Genomic DNA, 18,166 nt, shown 5'->3' with positions numbered 1-18,166 from the left:
AATTATGACAGCAGTAGTGGAAGCATTTGGAAAGCCACATGTAAATGTGGGAACAATAGGCCATGTGGATCATGGGAAGACAACGTTAACAGCGGCAATAACAAAGCATTATGGAAATTTTGTAGCGTACGATCAGATAGATAAAGCGCCAGAAGAAAGGAAGAGGGGGATAACGATAGCAACAGCGCATGTTGAGTATCAGACGGAAAAAAGGCATTATGCACACGTTGATTGTCCTGGACATGCTGACTATGTAAAGAACATGATAGTAGGTGCAGCACAGATGGATGCGGCAATATTGGTAGTGTCGGGGGTTGATGGGCCAATGCCACAAACGAGAGAGCATATATTGCTAGCGAAGCAGGTAGGTGTTGGATATATCGTGGTGTATATAAATAAAGCTGATGTTGCTGATGCTGATATGATAGATTTGGTAGAAATGGAAGTGAGGGAATTGCTGAATAAATACGGATTTCCAGGGAATGAAGTGCCTGTGGTAGTGGGGTCTGCATTGAAAGCGCTGGAGGATGACAGCAGCGAATATGGAAAGAAATCAATAGATAAATTGATGGGAAAGTTAGATGAATATGTGGCGGTCCCACCAAGGCCTGTGGATTTACCATTTCTATTGCCAATCGAGGATGTATTTTCGATATCGGGGCGAGGAACGGTGGTAACAGGAAGGATAGAGAAGGGGGAGATAAAGACGGGAGAAGAGATAGAGATAATAGGTCTGAAAGCGACGCAAAAGACGATATGCACAGGTGTAGAAATGTTTAAGAAGTTGCTGGATAAGGGGAGTGCAGGACTCAATGTAGGAATATTGCTCAGAGGAACAAAAAGAGAAGAAGTGGAGAGAGGGCAAGTATTAGCAAAACCGGGGACGATAACGCCGCATAGAAAGTTTAGGGCGGAGGTTTATATATTAAAGAAAGAAGAAGGAGGAAGGCATACACCATTTTTTGCAAATTACCAGCCACAGTTTTATTTAAGAACAACGGATGTAACTGGGAGCATAAAATTGCTAGATGGGAAGGAGATGGTAATGCCAGGAGATAATGTGAGTGTAGAAGTAGAATTGCAAGTACCGATAGCAATGGATAAGGGATTGCGTTTTGCGATAAGAGAAGGCGGTAGAACTGTTGGTTCTGGTGTTGTTTCTGAGATTTTGGAGTGAGAGTTTGAGTTATAGGAGTGTAGCTCAATTGGTAGAGCGCTGGTCTCCAAAACCAGAGGTTGTAGGTTCAATTCCTATCGCTCCTGCATTAATGTTGTGGTGAAAATGTTAAAAAGTTTGTGTGTTTTTTTCTATGATATAAAGCAAGAAATACGAAGAATTGCTTGGGTAAAGAAACAGGAGGTGTTGTCATCTCTATTTGTTGTGATGATTGTTATATTATGCTTTTCGATTTTCTTCTGTTTTGTGGATTTTATGTCTCTTTACGTAATTAAGGCTTTATTTGGAATTATTTATGGAATGTGAATATAAATGGTATATCATTAGAGTTGATTATGGATATGAGCAAAATATACGTGAATTGGTAAGTAATGCTGTTTATTTTAAGGAAGTGTTTATTCCTTATCAAACGGTATGTAATTCAAAGTCTGATATAAAAGAGTTATGTGAAGTGTATGTATATATGCATCTATGTGATGAAAGCAAAAATATTTTGAATCAAACGCCTGGATTCTGCAGTGGTGAATCTGGTGATTTTGAGATGATTTCAGATGATGAGATAAGTTTAAAGTGTAAAGAATTTAATAGATATAAATGGTATATCTTGAGAGTTGCTTCCAATTGTGAAGAGAAAGTGCGCCAACATATATTGGAAAATTCTATGAGATTGAGTGTTAATGGTTACTTTAAGGAAGTTTTCATTCCATATGAAGAGCTAAGTGAAGTAGAGTTGAAATCTAAGAAAATTGCTACACGAAGGAAATGCTTTCCTGGTTATGTCTTTTTATACGTGAATTTATGCGATGAAGTATTGAATTTTATCAATAATATACCAAAATCTCTTAAGGTTTATGGGTTTTTGAAAAATGGTAATATTCCAAAGGTGATTTTGGACGGTGAGATTCACTCAATGTGTAATGCACTTTATAATGCTCAAGAGACAAAGAAATTAGGTTATGGTTATGAAAAAGGTGAAAAAGTGAAAATTAATGATGGTCTTTTTCAAAATTTTACTGGTAAGGTAAATATGGTAAACGATGAGAAAAAAATTATTAATGTGGAAGTATCAATTTTAGGTAAGCCGACAATAATAGAGCTTGATCTGGCTCAAGTAGAGAAAATAGAGGATTAATTATGAGTGTTATAGTTGCTAAGATTAACTTACTTATGGAAGCTGGGAAAGCAATTCCAGGACCGAAAATTGCTTCAGTACTTGGTCCACGTGGTATACCTGTTCCTAAGTTTTGTGAAGCTTTTAATAAAGTTACTAACGCTGCTAACGCTAATTATAAAGTAGGCGATTTAGTAACAGTGCGAATTTCCATAAAGGATGATCGCTCTCATGATTTTACTGTCAGCGGTCCACCTGTGGCTTATTTACTTAAGCAGGAGGCTAAATTAAGTAAAGGTTCTGGTAATCCTGGTAAAGAATTAGTGGCTAAATTACCTATGTCTGCTATAATTAAAGTGGCAAAGTGCAAGATGGTTGATATGAAAGTAGATAATGAAGATTCAGCAGTGAAAATGGTTGTAGGCACTGCAAAATCTATGGGTATAGAAGTTGTGGAAGGTTAGGTAAATGAATACATATAATGATAATCCTAAGCAGTGTTTGAAGAAGATTATTGAGTCTGCTTCAGCAAAATTTAATGAATCAGTTGATATTGCAGTCAATTTAGGCGTAGATTCACGTAAATCTGAAGAGCAGGTGCGTGGTACAGTAGTTTTGCCTAAAGGTATCGGGAAGAATATTAAAGTAGCTGTTTTTGCTCAAGATAAACATTTATTAGAAGCTGAAAAAGCTGGTGCTGATATTGCAGGAGGAGAGGATTTAGTTGAAGAAATAAAAAAAGGTAGAAAATTAGATGTTGATTGGTGCATTACTACTCCTGATTTTATGGCAAAAATCACTCCTATTGCAAAAGTATTGGGTGCTAAAGGGCTGATGCCTAACCCTAAATTTGGTACTGTGACTTCTAACATTGCAGAAGCTATTAAAACCATTAAGTCTGGTCAGATAAAATTTAGAACAGATAAAAATGGTGTTATTCATGGTAAATTAGGAAATATTAAATTTGATATTGATGACTTGCTAGAAAATTTAAAAGCCTTTCTTAAAGTAATTAAAGATAATAAACCTATTTCTGCGAAAGGAATTTACTTTAAGGGTGTTTTTTTAAATTCAACCATGGGTGAAGCTTATAAGATAAGCAAAGTGGAAGATATAATTTAAGGGAGTGATACCGTGAAGCGTAAAAATAAGGATGAATTTATACAGAGCACAATAAACGTATTTGTAAATAATGATTTCTTGATATTAGTAAATTTTAAATCTATAAATGCTAATGATTCATTAACTCTGAGGAATAGTCTGAGGTCTATAGCAGGTGGGGTATTAGTAGTTAAAAACACTCTAGCGCGCTTGGCTTTGGAAAGGACTGGTAAATTTTCTTATTTATCAGGTAAATTTTCTGGTTCTGTTGCTATTATATACTCTAGTGGCATAGTAGAAGCTGCAAAGTTAATAGTTGATTTTATTAATGCTAACAAAGAAAAAATGTCTGTGATTTGCGCGGCTCATATAAATGAATTGTTAACAGTGGAAGATGTTAATAAACTGGCTAAGTTGCCTTCTCTGGATGAATTGCGTGTTAAAATTATGCGTTTAATATCTTATGATATTCCTGCTCGATTGGCGTTGTCTATTAATTCATCTTCTATGAGGCTTATGAGAGTTTTGGATTATTATAGTTCTAAAAAATAAATTTGTTGTTAAGTAAGGTGGTAATTATGAGTAATGTAACAAGTGATTTGGTTAATAAAATATTATCTTTAAACCTATTAGAGGCTTCTGAACTTGTAAAAGTTCTAGAAGAGAAAATAGGGTTGCCTGCTGGTTCTTTTCTTGGTGGGGCTGTTGGTGCTGGGGCACCTATTAGTGATAATGCTGCTGCTCCTGCTACTCAAGAAAAAGCTGAGTATAAAGTTGTGATTAAAGAAATTGATGCAAGTAAAAAAATAGGAGTTATTAAAGCTGTGAGAGAAGTTAATTCTACATTGGGTTTAAAAGAAGCAAAAGAGTTAGTTGAATCTTTACCTAAAGATTTAACTGCTAATGTTCCTAAAGACGAAGCAGAAAAAATCAAGCAAAAACTTATTGAAGCAGGAGCAACTAAAGTGGAGCTTGAATAATATTTAATGTATTAATTTTATATTGATATAGCTCTTTTAATTAGTTTGGGGTATTTTAATGGTTGATTCTTCTTATATGTACGCTTCTGGTGCTTTTGTTCCTAGAGTTTCTTATTCTAGGTCGATTGATTTAAAAGATTCTTTATTGGATTTGGTTAAGGTTCAAAAAGAATCGTATGATTCATTTGCTCCTAAGAATAAGGGTAATGAAAGACTTGAAGTTATCTTTCATACAATCTTTCCAATAAATGATCCTTTGCGTAGGGCTACTATTGAGTTTATAAGTTGTAGGGTAGATGATCCTAAGTATGATGAATCTGAGTGTATAAAGCGTGGTATAACTTTTTCTGCTCAGGTTATTGCTTCTATACGTCTTGTTGTTATGCAGGATGGTATTTCTCTTGATAAATATAAATCGATTAAAGAGAGTGGAGATCATTCCAAACTTGCAACTGTTGTAAAATCTATAGAAGAGCAGGAAGTCCACTTTTGTGGGTTGCCTATGATGACTGATAAGGGTACTTTCATCATTAATGGTGTAGAAAAAGTTATTGTCTCACAAATGCATAGGTCTCCTGGTGTATTTTTTGATAGCGATAAGGGAAAAACTTACAATTCTGGTAAATTGATCTATTCTGCTAGAATTATTCCTTATAGGGGTTCTTGGCTTGATATTGAATTTGATGTTAAAGACCATTTGTATTTTCGTGTTGATAGAAAAAGAAAATTGCCAATCTCAGTTTTGTTAAAGGCGTTAGGTCTATCAAATAATGATATACTCGATAGATTTTATGAGAAAATAAAGTATGTAAAACATAAAGATGGTTGGAAAGTGCCTTTTGTTCCTGATAAATTTAAAGGAGTGAGGTTGCCTTTCGACTTAATGGATATTGAAGGTAATGTGCTGCTTAAAGCTAACGTTCGCATTACCTCAAGACTAGCTAAAAAGCTATATGATAATGAATTGAAAGAGTATCTGATTCCTTTTAATTCTATATGTGGTTTATTCCTGGCAGAAGATTTAATGGATAGTGCTAGCTCTACGAAAATTTTATCTGCTGGTGAATCTATAAAGCTGGAAGACATAAAGAAGCTTGAGTTATTGTCTGTGGATGAAATATCAGTATTGAACATAGATAATGTATCTGTTGGACCTTATATATTAAATACGCTTTTCTTAGACGAAAACATGTCTTATCAGGATGCGCTATATGAAATATATAGAGTTTTGCGTCCTGGTGAAGTTCCTGTTTTAGAGATAGTAGAGGAGTTTTTCCGTAATCTTTTCTTCAGTCCGGAATATTATGATTTGTCTAACATTGGTAGGTTGAAGCTTAACTCTTACCTTGGATTAAATTATGATGAGGATTTAACTGTTTTAACGTATGAAGATATTATTGAAATTGTAAAAAAAATAGTATTGTTACGTGACGGTCAAGGATCTGTAGATGATATTGATCATTTAGGAAACAGAAGAGTAAGATCAGTTGGAGAGTTTATAGAAAATCAATTTAGAACTGGGTTGTTGAAATTGGAACGCGCAATAGTTGATTCTATGTCCACTTCTAGTTTAGATAAAGTTTCTCCATCTGATTTTATTAATCCAAAAGTGTTAACTAATGTCTTAAGAGATTTTTTCAATTCTTCTCAATTATCTCAATTTATGGATCAGACTAATCCGTTATCTGAAATAACACATAAAAGAAGGTTGTCCGCGTTAGGTCCTGGCGGTTTAACAAGAGAAAGGGCAGGATTTGAAGTGCGTGATGTTCATCCAACTCATTATGGAAGAATTTGCCCTATTGAGACTCCTGAAGGGCAAAATATAGGGTTAATCAACAGTTTAGCTATATACGCGCGTATTAATAAATATGGTTTCATTGAAAGTCCTTATAGAAAAGTAGTTAATAGGGTTGTTACTGATCAAATTGAGTATCTGTCTGCCATAGATGAAGGTTTATATTATATAGCTGATACCAGCGCAAAGCTCGATGAAAATAATTGCTTTGTTGATGATATGCTATACTGTAGATATGCTAGTAGTTTCATTATGGTAAGTAGTGATCAGGTGAGTTACATTGACGTATCTCCTAAGCAGGTAATATCAGTTGCGGCTTCCTTGATTCCATTTTTAGAAAATGATGATGCTAATAGAGCATTAATGGGCTCAAATATGCAACGTCAGGCCGTACCTTTATTGAAGCCTACCGCTCCTCTGGTTGCTACTGGTATGGAGTCTTTTGTAGCTTCTGGCTCTGGTGCTGTAGTTTTAGCAAAACGCGATGGCATAGTTGATAGTTCTGATAGTAACTCTATAGTTATACGTGCTTTTGATAAAGAAAGGGTTAACTACTTGGACGTAGATATTTATCATCTAAGGAAATTTCAGCGTTCTAACCATAATACTTGTATTAATCAAAGACCGCTAGTGTGCGTAGGTGATTATGTTAAAAAGGGTGATGTAATAGCTGATGGTCCTGCAATTAACAGTGGTGAGTTGGCGCTTGGTAAAAATTTGCTAGTCGCTTTTATGTCTTGGCAAGGTTATAATTTTGAAGACTCTATTATTATTTCTAGTGAAGTTGTTAAAAAAGATCTCTTTACTTCTATTCATATAGAAGAATTTGACTGTGTTGTACATGATACCCCTTTAGGATCAGAAAAAATAACTCGTGCTATACCTGGTGTTAATGAAGAAAATCTATATCACTTGGATGATAGTGGTATAGTGAAAATTGGTACAAGAGTTGGTCCAGGCTATATTCTGGTAGGTAAAGTTACACCTAAACCTTCTCTTTCATTGCCTCCTGAAACGAAGTTATTAATGACAATTTTTGGTGAAAAGTCATTCGATTGTGCGGACTCCTCTTTATATACATCTCCAGATGTTGAAGGGACAGTAATTGATGTACAAGTCTTTACACGCAGGAGGGTTGAAGAAAATGAAAGGGCATTACTCATCAAACAAAAAGAGGTAAATGACTTTGAGGAAGAGCGAGATTATATAATCAATGTTACTAGTGAATATTTCTATGATGAACTGAAGAAACTTCTTATTAATTCTGGTTCTCAAGATCGAGAAAAATTTGACTCTATTGAACGTGAGCAATGGTGGGGTATAGGATTAAAAAACCAATCCATTTCTGAGCAAGTTAAGAGCTTAAAAAAAGATTTTGATGAGAAAGTATCACATGCAATAGCACAGTTTAAGCGAAAAGTAGAAAAATTACATGAAGGTTATGACCTGCCTCAAGGTGTGTCGATGTCAGTAAAAGTTTTCATTGCTGTGAAACATAGTCTGCAACCAGGAGATAAAATGGCTGGTAGACATGGGAATAAAGGTGTGATCTCTCGAGTTGTGCCAGTGGAAGATATGCCTTATTTGGAAGATGGTACTCCTGTTGATATTATTCTTAACCCTCTTGGTGTTCCTTCACGAATGAATGTAGGGCAAATACTGGAAACGCATGTAGGTTGGGCTTGTAGAAAATTAGGAGAAAGGGTAAGTAATATTCTCGATGAGATCAATAAAATCAAAAGTGCTTTTTGCAAGGGAATTAGGTCCCTTAACGATGATAATTTTACACAATTTGCAGTAGCATACCTTGACAATAAAAAAATTGAAAATATTGATGATGATGAAATAATGGCTTCTGTTTTAAATACACCTAATAAGAATGCACTAAATGACGAGTTGAATGCGTTAGTAGAGAACTATTTGAACTCTTGTAAAAGTTTATACAGCAATTTACGTGATTTCCTGATTGAGGTTTATAGCTATGGTAGTAACGTATCTATCTGTAATGATATTCGTAATATTAGTGATAATAATCTCATTGAATTTGCACGTAAATTACGTAATGGCGTTCCTGTTGCTGCACCTGTATTTGAGGGTCCAAAAGATGAACAAATAGCAAAATTATTTGAACTTGCTGGTTTGGATAACTCTGGACAAGCTGTATTATATGACGGTTGCAGTGGTGAAAAATTCGACCGCAAGGTTACAGTTGGTTACATGTACATGCTTAAGTTGCATCACTTGGTTGATGGTAAAATTCATGCGCGTTCAGTAGGACCTTATAGTTTGGTTACTCAACAACCTCTAGGAGGAAAATCTCATTTTGGTGGTCAGCGTTTTGGTGAAATGGAATGTTGGGCATTACAAGCCTATGGTGCTGCTTATACTTTGCAGGAAATGTTAACTGTGAAGTCTGATGATATTAATGGTAGAGTTAAGATTTACGAATCGATAATAAAAGGTGACAGTAATTTTGAATGTGGAATTCCTGAATCCTTTAATGTGATGATAAAAGAACTACGTTCTTTATGTTTAAATGTAGATTTAAAGCAAAATGATGTAGTGATTGAGGATATATCTCACACTAACATTGCACAACCTTTTAATGAGGTTAGCATATCGATTGCTAGCCCTGAAAGTATTAAGCGTATATCTTGTGGTGAGATAGAAGATGTTTCAACTGCAAATTATCGTACGTTCAAAGTTGAGAAAGGTGGGTTATTTTGCCCTAAGGTTTTTGGACCTGTCAATGACGATGAATGTTTATGTGGAAAATACAAAAAAAGAAGACACAGAGGTCGCATATGTGAAAAATGCGGAGTAGAAGTTACATCTTCTAAAGTAAGAAGAGAAAGGATGGGTCATATAGAGCTTGCATCTCCTGTTGCTCATATATGGTTTTTGAAATCGCTTCCTTCAAGAATTGGAGCATTATTGGATATGTCTCTCAGAGATATTGAGAATATTTTATATAGCGATAATTATATCGTGATAGATCCTCTTGTTTCGCCTTTTGAAAAAAGTGAGATTATGAGTGAAAAAGCTTATAATGAAGCTAAAGATAGCTATGGGATCGATAGTTTTGTAGCTATGCAAGGTGTTGAAGCTATAAGAGAGTTGCTAACGCGCCTTGATTTACATGAAATTAGGAAGGATTTAAGACTAGAATTAGAGTCTGTTGCTTCTGAGATAAGAAGAAAGAAAATTATAAAGAGATTGCGTATTATTGAAAACTTCATTAAATCTGGAAATAGGCCTGAGTGGATGATACTTACAACTATACCTATTTTACCACCTGATTTGCGTCCTTTGGTATCGCTTGAAAGTGGTCGTCCTGCAGTTTCTGATCTGAATCATCATTATAGGACTATTATTAATAGAAATAACAGGTTGAGGAAATTGTTGAGCTTAAATCCTCCTGAGATTATGATTCGTAATGAAAAAAGGATGTTACAAGAAGCAGTTGATTCTCTTTTTGATAATAGTCGTCGTAATACTTTGGTAAACAAAGCTGGTGCTGTTGGATATAAAAAGTCCATTAGTGATATGTTAAAAGGAAAACAGGGTCGTTTTCGCCAGAACCTCTTAGGAAAAAGAGTAGACTACTCTGGACGTTCTGTAATAGTTGTTGGTCCAACTTTGAAACTAAATCAGTGTGGATTACCAAAAAGAATGGCTCTTGAACTATTCAAACCTTTTGTTTACTCAAAGCTTAAGATGTATGGTATGGCTCCAACTATTAAGTTTGCTAGTAAGTTGATAAGAGCAGAAAAACCAGAAGTTTGGGATATGCTTGAAGAGGTAATAAAAGAGCATCCTGTTTTGTTGAATAGAGCTCCTACGCTACATAGACTTGGTATTCAGGCTTTTGAACCAATCCTTATTGAAGGCAAAGCAATACAGCTTCATCCGCTTGTTTGTACGGCGTTTAATGCTGATTTTGATGGTGACCAAATGGCAGTGCATGTGCCAATTTCATTGGAAGCTCAGCTTGAAGCTAGGGTGTTAATGATGTCCACTAATAACGTTTTAAGTCCTTCTAATGGCAGACCGATTATAGTTCCTAGTAAAGATATAGTACTTGGCATATATTATCTGACTTTACAAGAACCTAAGGAAGACAATTTACCATCTTTTGGTGCTTTTTGTGAAGTTGAGCATTCTTTGAGTGATGGTACTTTACATATTCATTCTAGTATAAAGTATAGGATGGAGTATATTAATAGCAGCGGTGAAACTCACTATAAAACTGTTTGTACAACTCCCGGCCGTTTAATATTATGGCAAATTTTTCCTAAGCATGAGAATCTAGGCTTCGATCTAATAAATCAGATATTAACAGTCAAGGAAATAACTGGTATAGTTGATTTAGTATATCGTAACTGTGGTCAAAGTGCTACAGTGGCATTTTCTGATAAACTAATGGTACTTGGCTTTGAGTATGCCACATTTTCTGGTGTTTCTTTTGGTCGTTGTGATATGGTTATACCTGAAACTAAAGCTACACATGTTGATCACGCGAGGGGTGAAATTAAGAAATTCTCTATGCAATATCAAGATGGGCTAATAACTAGAAGTGAGAGGTATAACAAGGTTATAGATGAATGGTCTAAGTGTACGGATATGATAGCTAATGATATGTTAAAAGCAATATCTATATATGATGGAAATAGTAAGTACAACTCAGTGTATATGATGGTTAACTCTGGTGCAAGGGGTTCTACTTCACAGATGAAACAGCTAGCAGGAATGCGAGGGCTCATGACCAAACCTTCTGGTGAGATTATAGAAACACCTATAATTTCTAATTTCCGTGAAGGATTGAACGTATTTGAATACTTTAATTCTACTCATGGTGCGCGTAAAGGTTTAGCTGACACTGCGCTTAAAACTGCAAACTCTGGATACTTAACTCGTCGTTTAGTTGATGTGTCTCAAAATTGCATAGTTACAAAGCATGACTGTAAAACAAAAAATGGTCTTGTTGTGAGAGCTACAGTTGAAGGAAGTACTATAGTTGCATCTCTAGAGAGTGTTGTGCTGGGTAGAACATCTGCAGATGGTATATATAACCCAGTGACAAAAGAATTATTAGTAAAAGCAGGGGAATTAATTGATGAGGATAAAGTAAAGCAAATCAGCATTGCAGGTCTTGATGCTGTAAAAATTAGATCGCCTTTAACTTGTGAAATAAGTCCTGGTGTGTGTTCTTTGTGTTATGGAAGAGACCTTGCAACTGGTAAAATTGTTTCAATAGGTGAAGCAGTTGGTGTTATAGCTGCTCAATCTGTTGGAGAGCCAGGTACTCAGTTAACGATGCGTACTTTCCATATAGGTGGGGTAATGACTAGAGGCGTTGAATCCTCAAATATTATAGCTTCTATTAGTGCTAAAATAAAGTTAAACAATAGTAATATAATTATAGATAGAAACGGAAATAAAATTGTGATAAGCCGTTCCTGTGAAGTCGTGTTGGTTGATAGCCTTGGTAGTGAGAAGTTGAAGCATAGTGTACCTTACGGTGCTAAGCTTTATGTGGATGAGAGTGGGTCAGTAAAAATTGGCGATAAAGTTGCGGAATGGGATCCTTATACATTGCCTATTATCACGGAGAAGACTGGTATAGTGTCTTATCAGGACTTAAAAGATGGAATTTCGATCACTGAAGTGATGGATGAATCTACAGGAATATCAAGCAAAGTAGTAAAAGACTGGAAATTGCATTCTGGTGGAGCTAGTTTACGTCCTCGTATTGTGCTGCTTGACGATAATGGTGAAGTAATGACACTCGCAAGTGGCGTTGAAGCATGTTATTTTATACCAATTGGTGCAGTGCTCAATGTACAAAATGGGCAGAAGGTTCATGCAGGTGATGTTATTACAAGAACACCAAGAGAGTCAGTTAAAACTCGTGATATTACTGGTGGTTTACCGAGGGTTATAGAGTTATTTGAAGCACGTCGTCCTAAAGAGCATGCTATTGTTAGTGAGATAGATGGCTATGTAGCGTTTTCTGAAAAAGACCGTAGAGGAAAACGCAGTATATTAATTAAACCTGTAGATGAACAAATTTCTCCAGTTGAATATTTGGTATCAAGAAGTAAGCATGTAATAGTCAATGAAGGTGATTTTGTACGTAAAGGTGATCTATTGATGGATGGTGACCCTGATCTCCATGATATTTTACGTGTGCTTGGGTTAGAAGCTTTAGCGCACTATATGATTTCTGAAATACAGCAAGTTTATAGATTGCAGGGTGTTCGTATAGACAACAAGCATTTAGAGGTGATCTTAAAACAAATGCTACAAAAAGTGGAAATTACTGATCCTGGTGATACTATGTACTTGGTTGGCGAAAGCATTGACAAGCTGGAAGTTGATAGGGAAAATGATGCTATGAGTAACTCTGGCAAACGGCCTGCTCATTATCTTCCTATTCTGCAGGGGATTACTAGGGCAAGTCTTGAAACTAGCTCCTTTATTTCTGCTGCCTCTTTCCAAGAGACAACAAAAGTACTTACAGAAGCAGCATTCTGCGGGAAGAGCGATCCTTTAAGTGGATTAAAAGAAAATGTTATAGTAGGAAGATTAATTCCTGCTGGTACAGGTTTGATCATGAATAAGATCAGAGCACTTTCACTTTGTGATAATGTAGATAAATATGAAAAATATTTTGATATTGAAACTTATGACGAAAAATGGTTGATGGATAATGGTTGTCATTTACACTCTGGTGAGGAAGAGAACGTGGTAGCATCACATTATGATCAGTCGAATTGAGTACAGCTAGTGTGTCTCTTGACCAAAAAAGCCAATAATATTTTCTTTCACTTCCGTGCTATCTGTCATGTTATTTACTCTCATACGAAATTCAGATGAGCTTTGAAGCCCGCTACTGTACCAACCTATGTGTTTGCGGGACATCTTTATTCCTGTGTCATTTCCATAGTACTCAAGAATATTGTCGTAATGCTCGAGTATGATGCTTAATCTCTCTGAAGCTGTTGGCTCAGAAGTTTCGCTTCCATTCAGAAAATTCATTGCTTGATTAATCAGCCAAGGTTTACCGTAGGCACCACGACCTATCATCACTCCGTCTGCTCCGGATTCTTTAAGAGCACTTTGAATATCACTCAAGTTTCTAATATCGCCATTTACTATAACTGGAATTTTCACTTGTTCTTTAACATTTCTAACGAATTTCCAATCTGCTTGACCGTTATAGAGCTGTGCTCTTGTCCTTCCATGCACAATAATCATTTTTGCTCCTAAATCCTCGGCAATTTTCGCAAGTCTCGGTGCATTGCGATTTTCATCGTTCCATCCAGTGCGCATTTTCACCGTAACTGGCACATTCACTGCTTTGACTACAGCTTCAATTATCTCAGCAGCCTTTTTTTCATCGCGCATTAGCGCTGATCCTGCATAACCGTTTACAACTTTTTTAACAGGACAACCGAAATTTATATCTATTATTTTTGCACCCATATCCTCATTTAGTTTTGCAGCCTCTGCCATTACATCCGGCTCGCATCCAGCAAGCTGAACAGCAGTTAGCTCATCAACTTTTGCTTTTTGTAGACTCTGGCGAGTTTGCATGATCATGGCTCTGCTTGCAATCATTTCTGAGACTAACAAACTTGCACCAAGTTTCTTCACAATACTTCTAAACGGATAATCAGTCACTCCAGACATTGGCGCCAAGATTACTGGAGAATCAATCGTCAAACTTCCTATTTGCAGGGGCATGAGGTTAATGATAATTCTTCATTGTGAACTACATGCTGCACCTCTGAAGTAGAAGATGTCTTCGTCCTTGGCGGAAGCTCACATAAAAACCCACTCTCTAGATCTTCCTTCCATTTTTTATCTTCCATAAGCGCTTTTGTAAACTCTCTTCTTTTCCCATTCAAATCAAATTTATATTCTGATAACTCTTTGTCAATTTCATCAAATGATTTACCTTCGTTGAGCATTTGCGTAATCCTATGAGCGTTTTCCAATGCAAATATTCCACAATTATGTCCATCGCTTTGTTGTTTGGCTCCGGAGCTTCTTATATTACAGTTCTCTATTTCCAAAACTGCTTCCAGTGCGCTCACTATATTATCAGTATTTATTGGGACATTAATTAATTCATTTTTCTTGTTCCGACACGTTTGTGCTGTCTCTTTGACATCTTTACTCATTTCTTTTTTTCCTTGCGCATTCAACTCACTAGCTTGATCAGTAAGAGGTGTAACCAATTCTTTAATTTCATTTGCAAGTTCTACTTTCTTACGTTGACTACCAGGACTTGGTAAATCAGCACTAAAAGAATCACAATAATAAGCTCTAAATTGTTTATTATCTAAGCTGTATGCAACAACTAGCGTTACCCAATGATTACCACACAAATTAATAACTGAAGTAAATATCCTTTTCGAGCTCTCTCGTTCTGCTTTATTTTTATATTCTCTCAACCTTTCACTCGAGGTTTCAAGATTACCAGGGATACAGAAGAATACACCATCCGTAAAACCTTCTGAATACTTATATTTAATTCTTGCAATATGAGCAATATCATGTTGCTGCAACCAGTAAGCGTAATTCTCTCTATTTGTCTGATGCACAAGAGTGTCCAAATTTTCATGAAACTCTTTACCACCCAAACCACTATCCAAAGAGCTTCTACAACTACTGTTCCTTGAATCGGGTTCACTGCCTGGTACAATACCACTATCTCCATCTTGAGTTTTTTGCTCACCTTGACCTGCTCTTTTCCCATTAATATAACCCTTAGCTAAGTAAAATAAAGGCTCAACGACTATTTTGTATGTCACTGTAAGCACTATTCCCATTAAAACCCAAACTACGGGGTTAGAGATGAGCATAGCAAGTGGAAAGATCAATAGAGGGAATCCTATTATCAACCCCAAGCAGCCAGCAGCGAGTGTGGCTACTAGGAGTATACAAGTAGTGCTGATAACAAATTTTCCACTAGCAAAGTAAGTGCTCTTTTTAAGTTGATTATATTTTTTTGTGAGGCCTGACATACTACATCCTATGAACGCTAAGTTAATTAAATTTTAACAAATTCTAGCAATAAAATCAAACATAATAATTTTAGTAATATGAGAAAATATTGAATATTAAGAGCTTTTGAAGTACAGTAACAATGTTAGTAATAGCACAATATATGCATGATATAGAATATATACGCAAAAACCCTGAAGGATTTGAAAAGGCAATGAAAAGCAGGGGAATTAGAGAATTTACTGCGGAAGAGATATTAGAAATTGATCACGAGAAAAGATCATTAACCACTAAATTGCAAGATTTAAATAGGCAGCGTAATGAAATCACAGAGGAAATAAAGAAGCTTAAAATGAGCAAGAGCCCTTGTGAAGAGCAAATAGAGTTGTCAAAAGACATCACGAATGAGATAGAGGCAATTAGTTTAAAGGAACAAGCAGAAAAGGATAAGTTAGTGAATGTTTTATCTAACTTGCCGAATATTCCTGCGCAAGATGTGCCAATAGGCGCAGATGAGAACTCTAATTTAGAGGTGAGAAGATACGGAGGAAAAAGACAGTTTGATTTTGTACCAGAATCTCATTATGAACTCGGAGAAAAATTAGGTTTAATGGACTTCGAACAAGCGGCAAAAATTTCCGGATCAAGATTTGCGATATTAAAAGGACAGTTAGCTAGGCTTGGCCGAGCATTAATAAATTTTATGCTTGAAATGCATGTTAATGAATTTGGCTATACTGAAGTGTACCACCCAGCTTTGGTGAAAAACGAAGCTATGTATAATGTTGGTCAGCTACCGAAATTTTCTGACGATTCGTATTTAACTACCGACAAATTGAGGTTGATTCCCACAAGTGAAGTGTTTTTAACAAATTTGGTTGCTGATAAAATAGTAGAGGAAAAAGAACTGCCTATTCGTTTTACTGCGTATTCAGAGTGTTTTCGTAAAGAAGCAGGCAGCGCAGGGCGAGACACGAGAGGCATGATAAGGCAACACCAATTTGGTAAAGTGGAATTGGTGAGTATTACAACTGAAGACCTATCAAATGATGAACTTGAGCGCATGACGAGTGTTGTTGAAGAGATATTAAAAAAACTAGAATTACCGTATAGAGTAATGCTACTGTGTAGTGGTGATATGGGTTTTGCTGCACAAAGGACTTATGACATAGAGGTATGGTTACCTGAGCAAAATAAATATAGAGAAATATCAAGCTGCTCAAATTGTGGTGCATTTCAAGCAAGAAGGATGAATGCTAAATACTCTTCAGAAGCTGATAAAAAGATAAAAAAATATGTTCACACTTTAAACGGCTCAGCTTTAGCTATAGGAAGAACGATTGTTGCCATAATAGAGAATTATCAAAATTCTGACGGGTCGATTGCAATACCAAACGTGTTACAAAAATACATGAGTAATGATACTGTTATAAGCAAATAATAATTTTGACATATAGAAAAGCGAGGAAATAAAGATGAAGGTTCTGGTTATAGGTTCTGGTGGACGTGAGCACGCTCTACTTTGGGCTCTAAAAAAATCTCCTATCTTGACTGAGTTATATGTAACTCCTGGTCGCCAAGCTATGAAAGATCTTGGGACTCTTGTGGATGTAAATATTCAAAATTCAGTGGATGTTACACAATTTTGCAAGAGAAAAAATATAGAGTTGGTTGTTATTGGTCCAGAACAACCAATAATTGATGGGCTTGCTGATGATTTAGTTGCAGAGGGAATAAATGTTTTTGCTCCGAGTCAAGCAACTGCAAAACTTGAGGGATCAAAGTCTTTCACCAAAGGACTATGCAAGCGATATGGCATACCAACTGCCAAGTACGAGTGTTTTGTTGATGAAGGATTAGCTAAAGATTTTGTACGTAGCAATAAAATAAAGTTTCCACTTGTAGTGAAAGCAAATGGAATTGCGGCAGGGAAAGGCGTGATGATATGTTACACAGAAAACGAAGCTTTTTCAGCAATAGATTCAATGCTAGTGGAGAAAGAATTTGGTGAATCAGGTGAAGAAATAATCATAGAAGAATTTTTAATTGGAGAAGAAGTAAGCTTTTTTGCTCTTGTTGATGGGCTGAAAGTAGTAACTCTTGGGTGCGCAAAAGATTATAAGAGAGTGAATGAAAATAATGAAGGCCAAAATACTGGGGGTATGGGATCGTACTCATCACCTTCAATTATAAGTAAGGACATGGAGCAAAAAATCATCCAAAAAATGATACACCCTACAGCTCAAGCATTGGTTAACATGGGTACGCCTTATAAGGGAGTACTCTTTGCTGGTTTAATGATTTGCAGAGATGGCCCAAAACTTCTCGAGTATAATGTTAGATTCGGTGATCCAGAAACGCAATCTATATTACCTAGATTTGATTCAAATTGCGATTTATTAAAATTGATGTTGTCAGCTGCAGAAGGAAAGTTAGATGTCAAAATGGTGGAACTTAACAACAAATCTACAGTTTGTGTAGTTGTTGCAAGTAAAGGCTATCCTGGTGATTATCAAAAGGGAGAAGTAATTAAGGGATTAGATAAAATTGAAAGCATTCCTGGTATATTGGTATTTCACGCTGGTACTAAATTAGATGAGAGTGGTAATTGGGTTTCAGATGGCGGAAGAGTGCTAAATATAGTAGCAGAAGGGAGCACTATAGAGGAAGCCAAAAGTAAGGTGTACTCAGCATTAAATTTTTTAGAATGGCCAGGGAGCTTCTTCAGATACGATATTGGTAGTTAATGTTAGCTATCGGTTAGCAGGTAGTCCGCAGAAACAAAAAAACTTACTTGACAAACCCCGCCAGCCCCCTTACCATGAAACTGAAGGTATTCAGTTATCTTCATCTGTGCAGATTAAACAGCAAGAAAACAACGTAGTTGGCGTCTTATTTTTAATTTTTTGCACTATGTGCACCTTATGTCTTCACAATATTTCTAGGTTTTTACCTACACAAGCTGAAACGCGCTTATAAGTCGT

The 18,166-nt window shown here is 36.0% G+C and carries 12 protein-coding genes and 1 tRNA gene; 11 read left to right on the top strand and 2 right to left on the bottom strand.

The genetic code is table 11. The annotated features are described in order from the left end of the window. Positions 1–4 precede the first annotated feature (4 nt). The 9 genes from tuf to OZD67_RS02500 all read left to right on the top strand — a co-directional run bounded on the left by tuf (position 5) and on the right by OZD67_RS02500 (position 12,947). Positions 5–1,177 (top strand): elongation factor Tu, encoded by a 1,173-nt coding sequence (tuf, locus tag OZD67_RS02540; RefSeq protein ID WP_182183220.1) that lies wholly within the window; start codon positions 5–7, stop codon positions 1,175–1,177. 13 nt (positions 1,178–1,190) lie between these two features. After that, positions 1,191–1,263: transfer RNA gene (locus tag OZD67_RS02535), tRNA-Trp, on the top strand. 19 nt (positions 1,264–1,282) lie between these two features. Beyond that, positions 1,283–1,483 carry a preprotein translocase subunit SecE gene (secE, locus tag OZD67_RS02530; RefSeq protein ID WP_205517846.1) on the top strand — a complete coding sequence of 67 codons (201 nt, stop codon included), beginning with the start codon at positions 1,283–1,285 and terminating at the stop codon, positions 1,481–1,483. After that, complete coding sequence (gene nusG / locus OZD67_RS02525; protein ID WP_182184199.1) at positions 1,473–2,309, top strand: transcription termination/antitermination protein NusG; 837 nt, start codon at positions 1,473–1,475, stop codon at positions 2,307–2,309. Before secE ends, nusG begins: the two co-directional genes overlap by 11 nt. A gap of 2 nt (positions 2,310–2,311) precedes the next feature. Continuing rightward, entirely contained in the window at positions 2,312–2,752 is a 441-nt protein-coding gene (locus OZD67_RS02520) for a 50S ribosomal protein L11 (RefSeq protein WP_182183219.1), read from the top strand. Between the two features lie 4 nt (positions 2,753–2,756). Next, complete coding sequence (gene rplA, locus OZD67_RS02515; protein WP_182183217.1) at positions 2,757–3,410, top strand: 50S ribosomal protein L1; 654 nt, start codon at positions 2,757–2,759, stop codon at positions 3,408–3,410. A gap of 12 nt (positions 3,411–3,422) precedes the next feature. After that, complete coding sequence (gene rplJ, locus OZD67_RS02510) at positions 3,423–3,941, top strand: 50S ribosomal protein L10 (protein WP_182183215.1); 519 nt, start codon at positions 3,423–3,425, stop codon at positions 3,939–3,941. Between the two features lie 26 nt (positions 3,942–3,967). Next, positions 3,968–4,369: a 50S ribosomal protein L7/L12 gene (gene rplL / locus OZD67_RS02505; protein WP_182183214.1), complete on the top strand. Its 402-nt coding sequence runs from the start codon at positions 3,968–3,970 to the stop codon at positions 4,367–4,369. Positions 4,370–4,427: 58 nt separating this feature from the next. Then, positions 4,428–12,947: a DNA-directed RNA polymerase subunit beta/beta' gene (locus tag OZD67_RS02500; RefSeq protein WP_182183212.1), complete on the top strand. Its 8,520-nt coding sequence runs from the start codon at positions 4,428–4,430 to the stop codon at positions 12,945–12,947. A gap of 6 nt (positions 12,948–12,953) precedes the next feature. On the opposite strand, the gene dusB is transcribed toward OZD67_RS02500, so the two are convergent. Together dusB and OZD67_RS02490 are read right to left on the bottom strand one after the other, a co-directional pair. Then, the gene (gene dusB, locus OZD67_RS02495; protein ID WP_182183210.1) at positions 12,954–13,916 is read right to left on the bottom strand and encodes a tRNA dihydrouridine synthase DusB; all 963 of its coding nucleotides are present in this window, start codon (positions 13,914–13,916) and stop codon (positions 12,954–12,956) included. Further along, a complete protein-coding gene (locus OZD67_RS02490) occupies positions 13,901–15,202 on the bottom strand; it encodes a hypothetical protein (RefSeq protein WP_182183209.1) in 1,302 nt (433 codons plus the stop codon). Before OZD67_RS02490 ends, dusB begins: the two co-directional genes overlap by 16 nt. A gap of 143 nt (positions 15,203–15,345) precedes the next feature. On the opposite strand from OZD67_RS02490, the gene serS reads away from it, so the two are divergent. Further along, a complete protein-coding gene (gene serS / locus OZD67_RS02485) occupies positions 15,346–16,623 on the top strand; it encodes a serine--tRNA ligase (protein WP_182184198.1) in 1,278 nt (425 codons plus the stop codon). A 34-nt stretch (positions 16,624–16,657) separates the two neighbouring features. Then, the gene (gene purD, locus OZD67_RS02480; protein ID WP_182183207.1) at positions 16,658–17,929 is read left to right on the top strand and encodes a phosphoribosylamine--glycine ligase; all 1,272 of its coding nucleotides are present in this window, start codon (positions 16,658–16,660) and stop codon (positions 17,927–17,929) included. The last annotated feature ends 237 nt before the right edge of the window (positions 17,930–18,166 follow it).

This window comes from Wolbachia endosymbiont of Drosophila nikananu, assembly GCF_028981865.1.
In the GTDB taxonomy this organism is placed as follows: Bacteria; Pseudomonadota; Alphaproteobacteria; order Rickettsiales; family Anaplasmataceae; genus Wolbachia; species Wolbachia pipientis_B.
Note: the sequence above shows the minus strand (reverse complement) of the source record. Positions and strands in the feature narration are given on the sequence as shown.

Bases quoted from the DNA above. Each gene is read 5' to 3' on its own strand.
- tuf (WP_182183220.1), top strand. From the start codon at position 5: ATGACAGCAGTAGTGGAAGCATTTGGAAAGCCACATGTAAATGTGGGA.
- secE (WP_205517846.1), top strand. From the start codon at position 1,283: ATGTTAAAAAGTTTGTGTGTTTTTTTCTATGATATAAAGCAAGAAATA.
- nusG (WP_182184199.1), top strand. From the start codon at position 1,473: ATGGAATGTGAATATAAATGGTATATCATTAGAGTTGATTATGGATAT.
- OZD67_RS02520 (WP_182183219.1), top strand. From the start codon at position 2,312: ATGAGTGTTATAGTTGCTAAGATTAACTTACTTATGGAAGCTGGGAAA.
- rplA (WP_182183217.1), top strand. From the start codon at position 2,757: ATGAATACATATAATGATAATCCTAAGCAGTGTTTGAAGAAGATTATT.
- rplL (WP_182183214.1), top strand. From the start codon at position 3,968: ATGAGTAATGTAACAAGTGATTTGGTTAATAAAATATTATCTTTAAAC.
- OZD67_RS02500 (WP_182183212.1), top strand. From the start codon at position 4,428: ATGGTTGATTCTTCTTATATGTACGCTTCTGGTGCTTTTGTTCCTAGA.
- dusB (WP_182183210.1), bottom strand. From the start codon at position 13,916: ATGCCCCTGCAAATAGGAAGTTTGACGATTGATTCTCCAGTAATCTTG.
- OZD67_RS02490 (WP_182183209.1), bottom strand. From the start codon at position 15,202: ATGTCAGGCCTCACAAAAAAATATAATCAACTTAAAAAGAGCACTTAC.
- serS (WP_182184198.1), top strand. From the start codon at position 15,346: ATGCATGATATAGAATATATACGCAAAAACCCTGAAGGATTTGAAAAG.
- purD (WP_182183207.1), top strand. From the start codon at position 16,658: ATGAAGGTTCTGGTTATAGGTTCTGGTGGACGTGAGCACGCTCTACTT.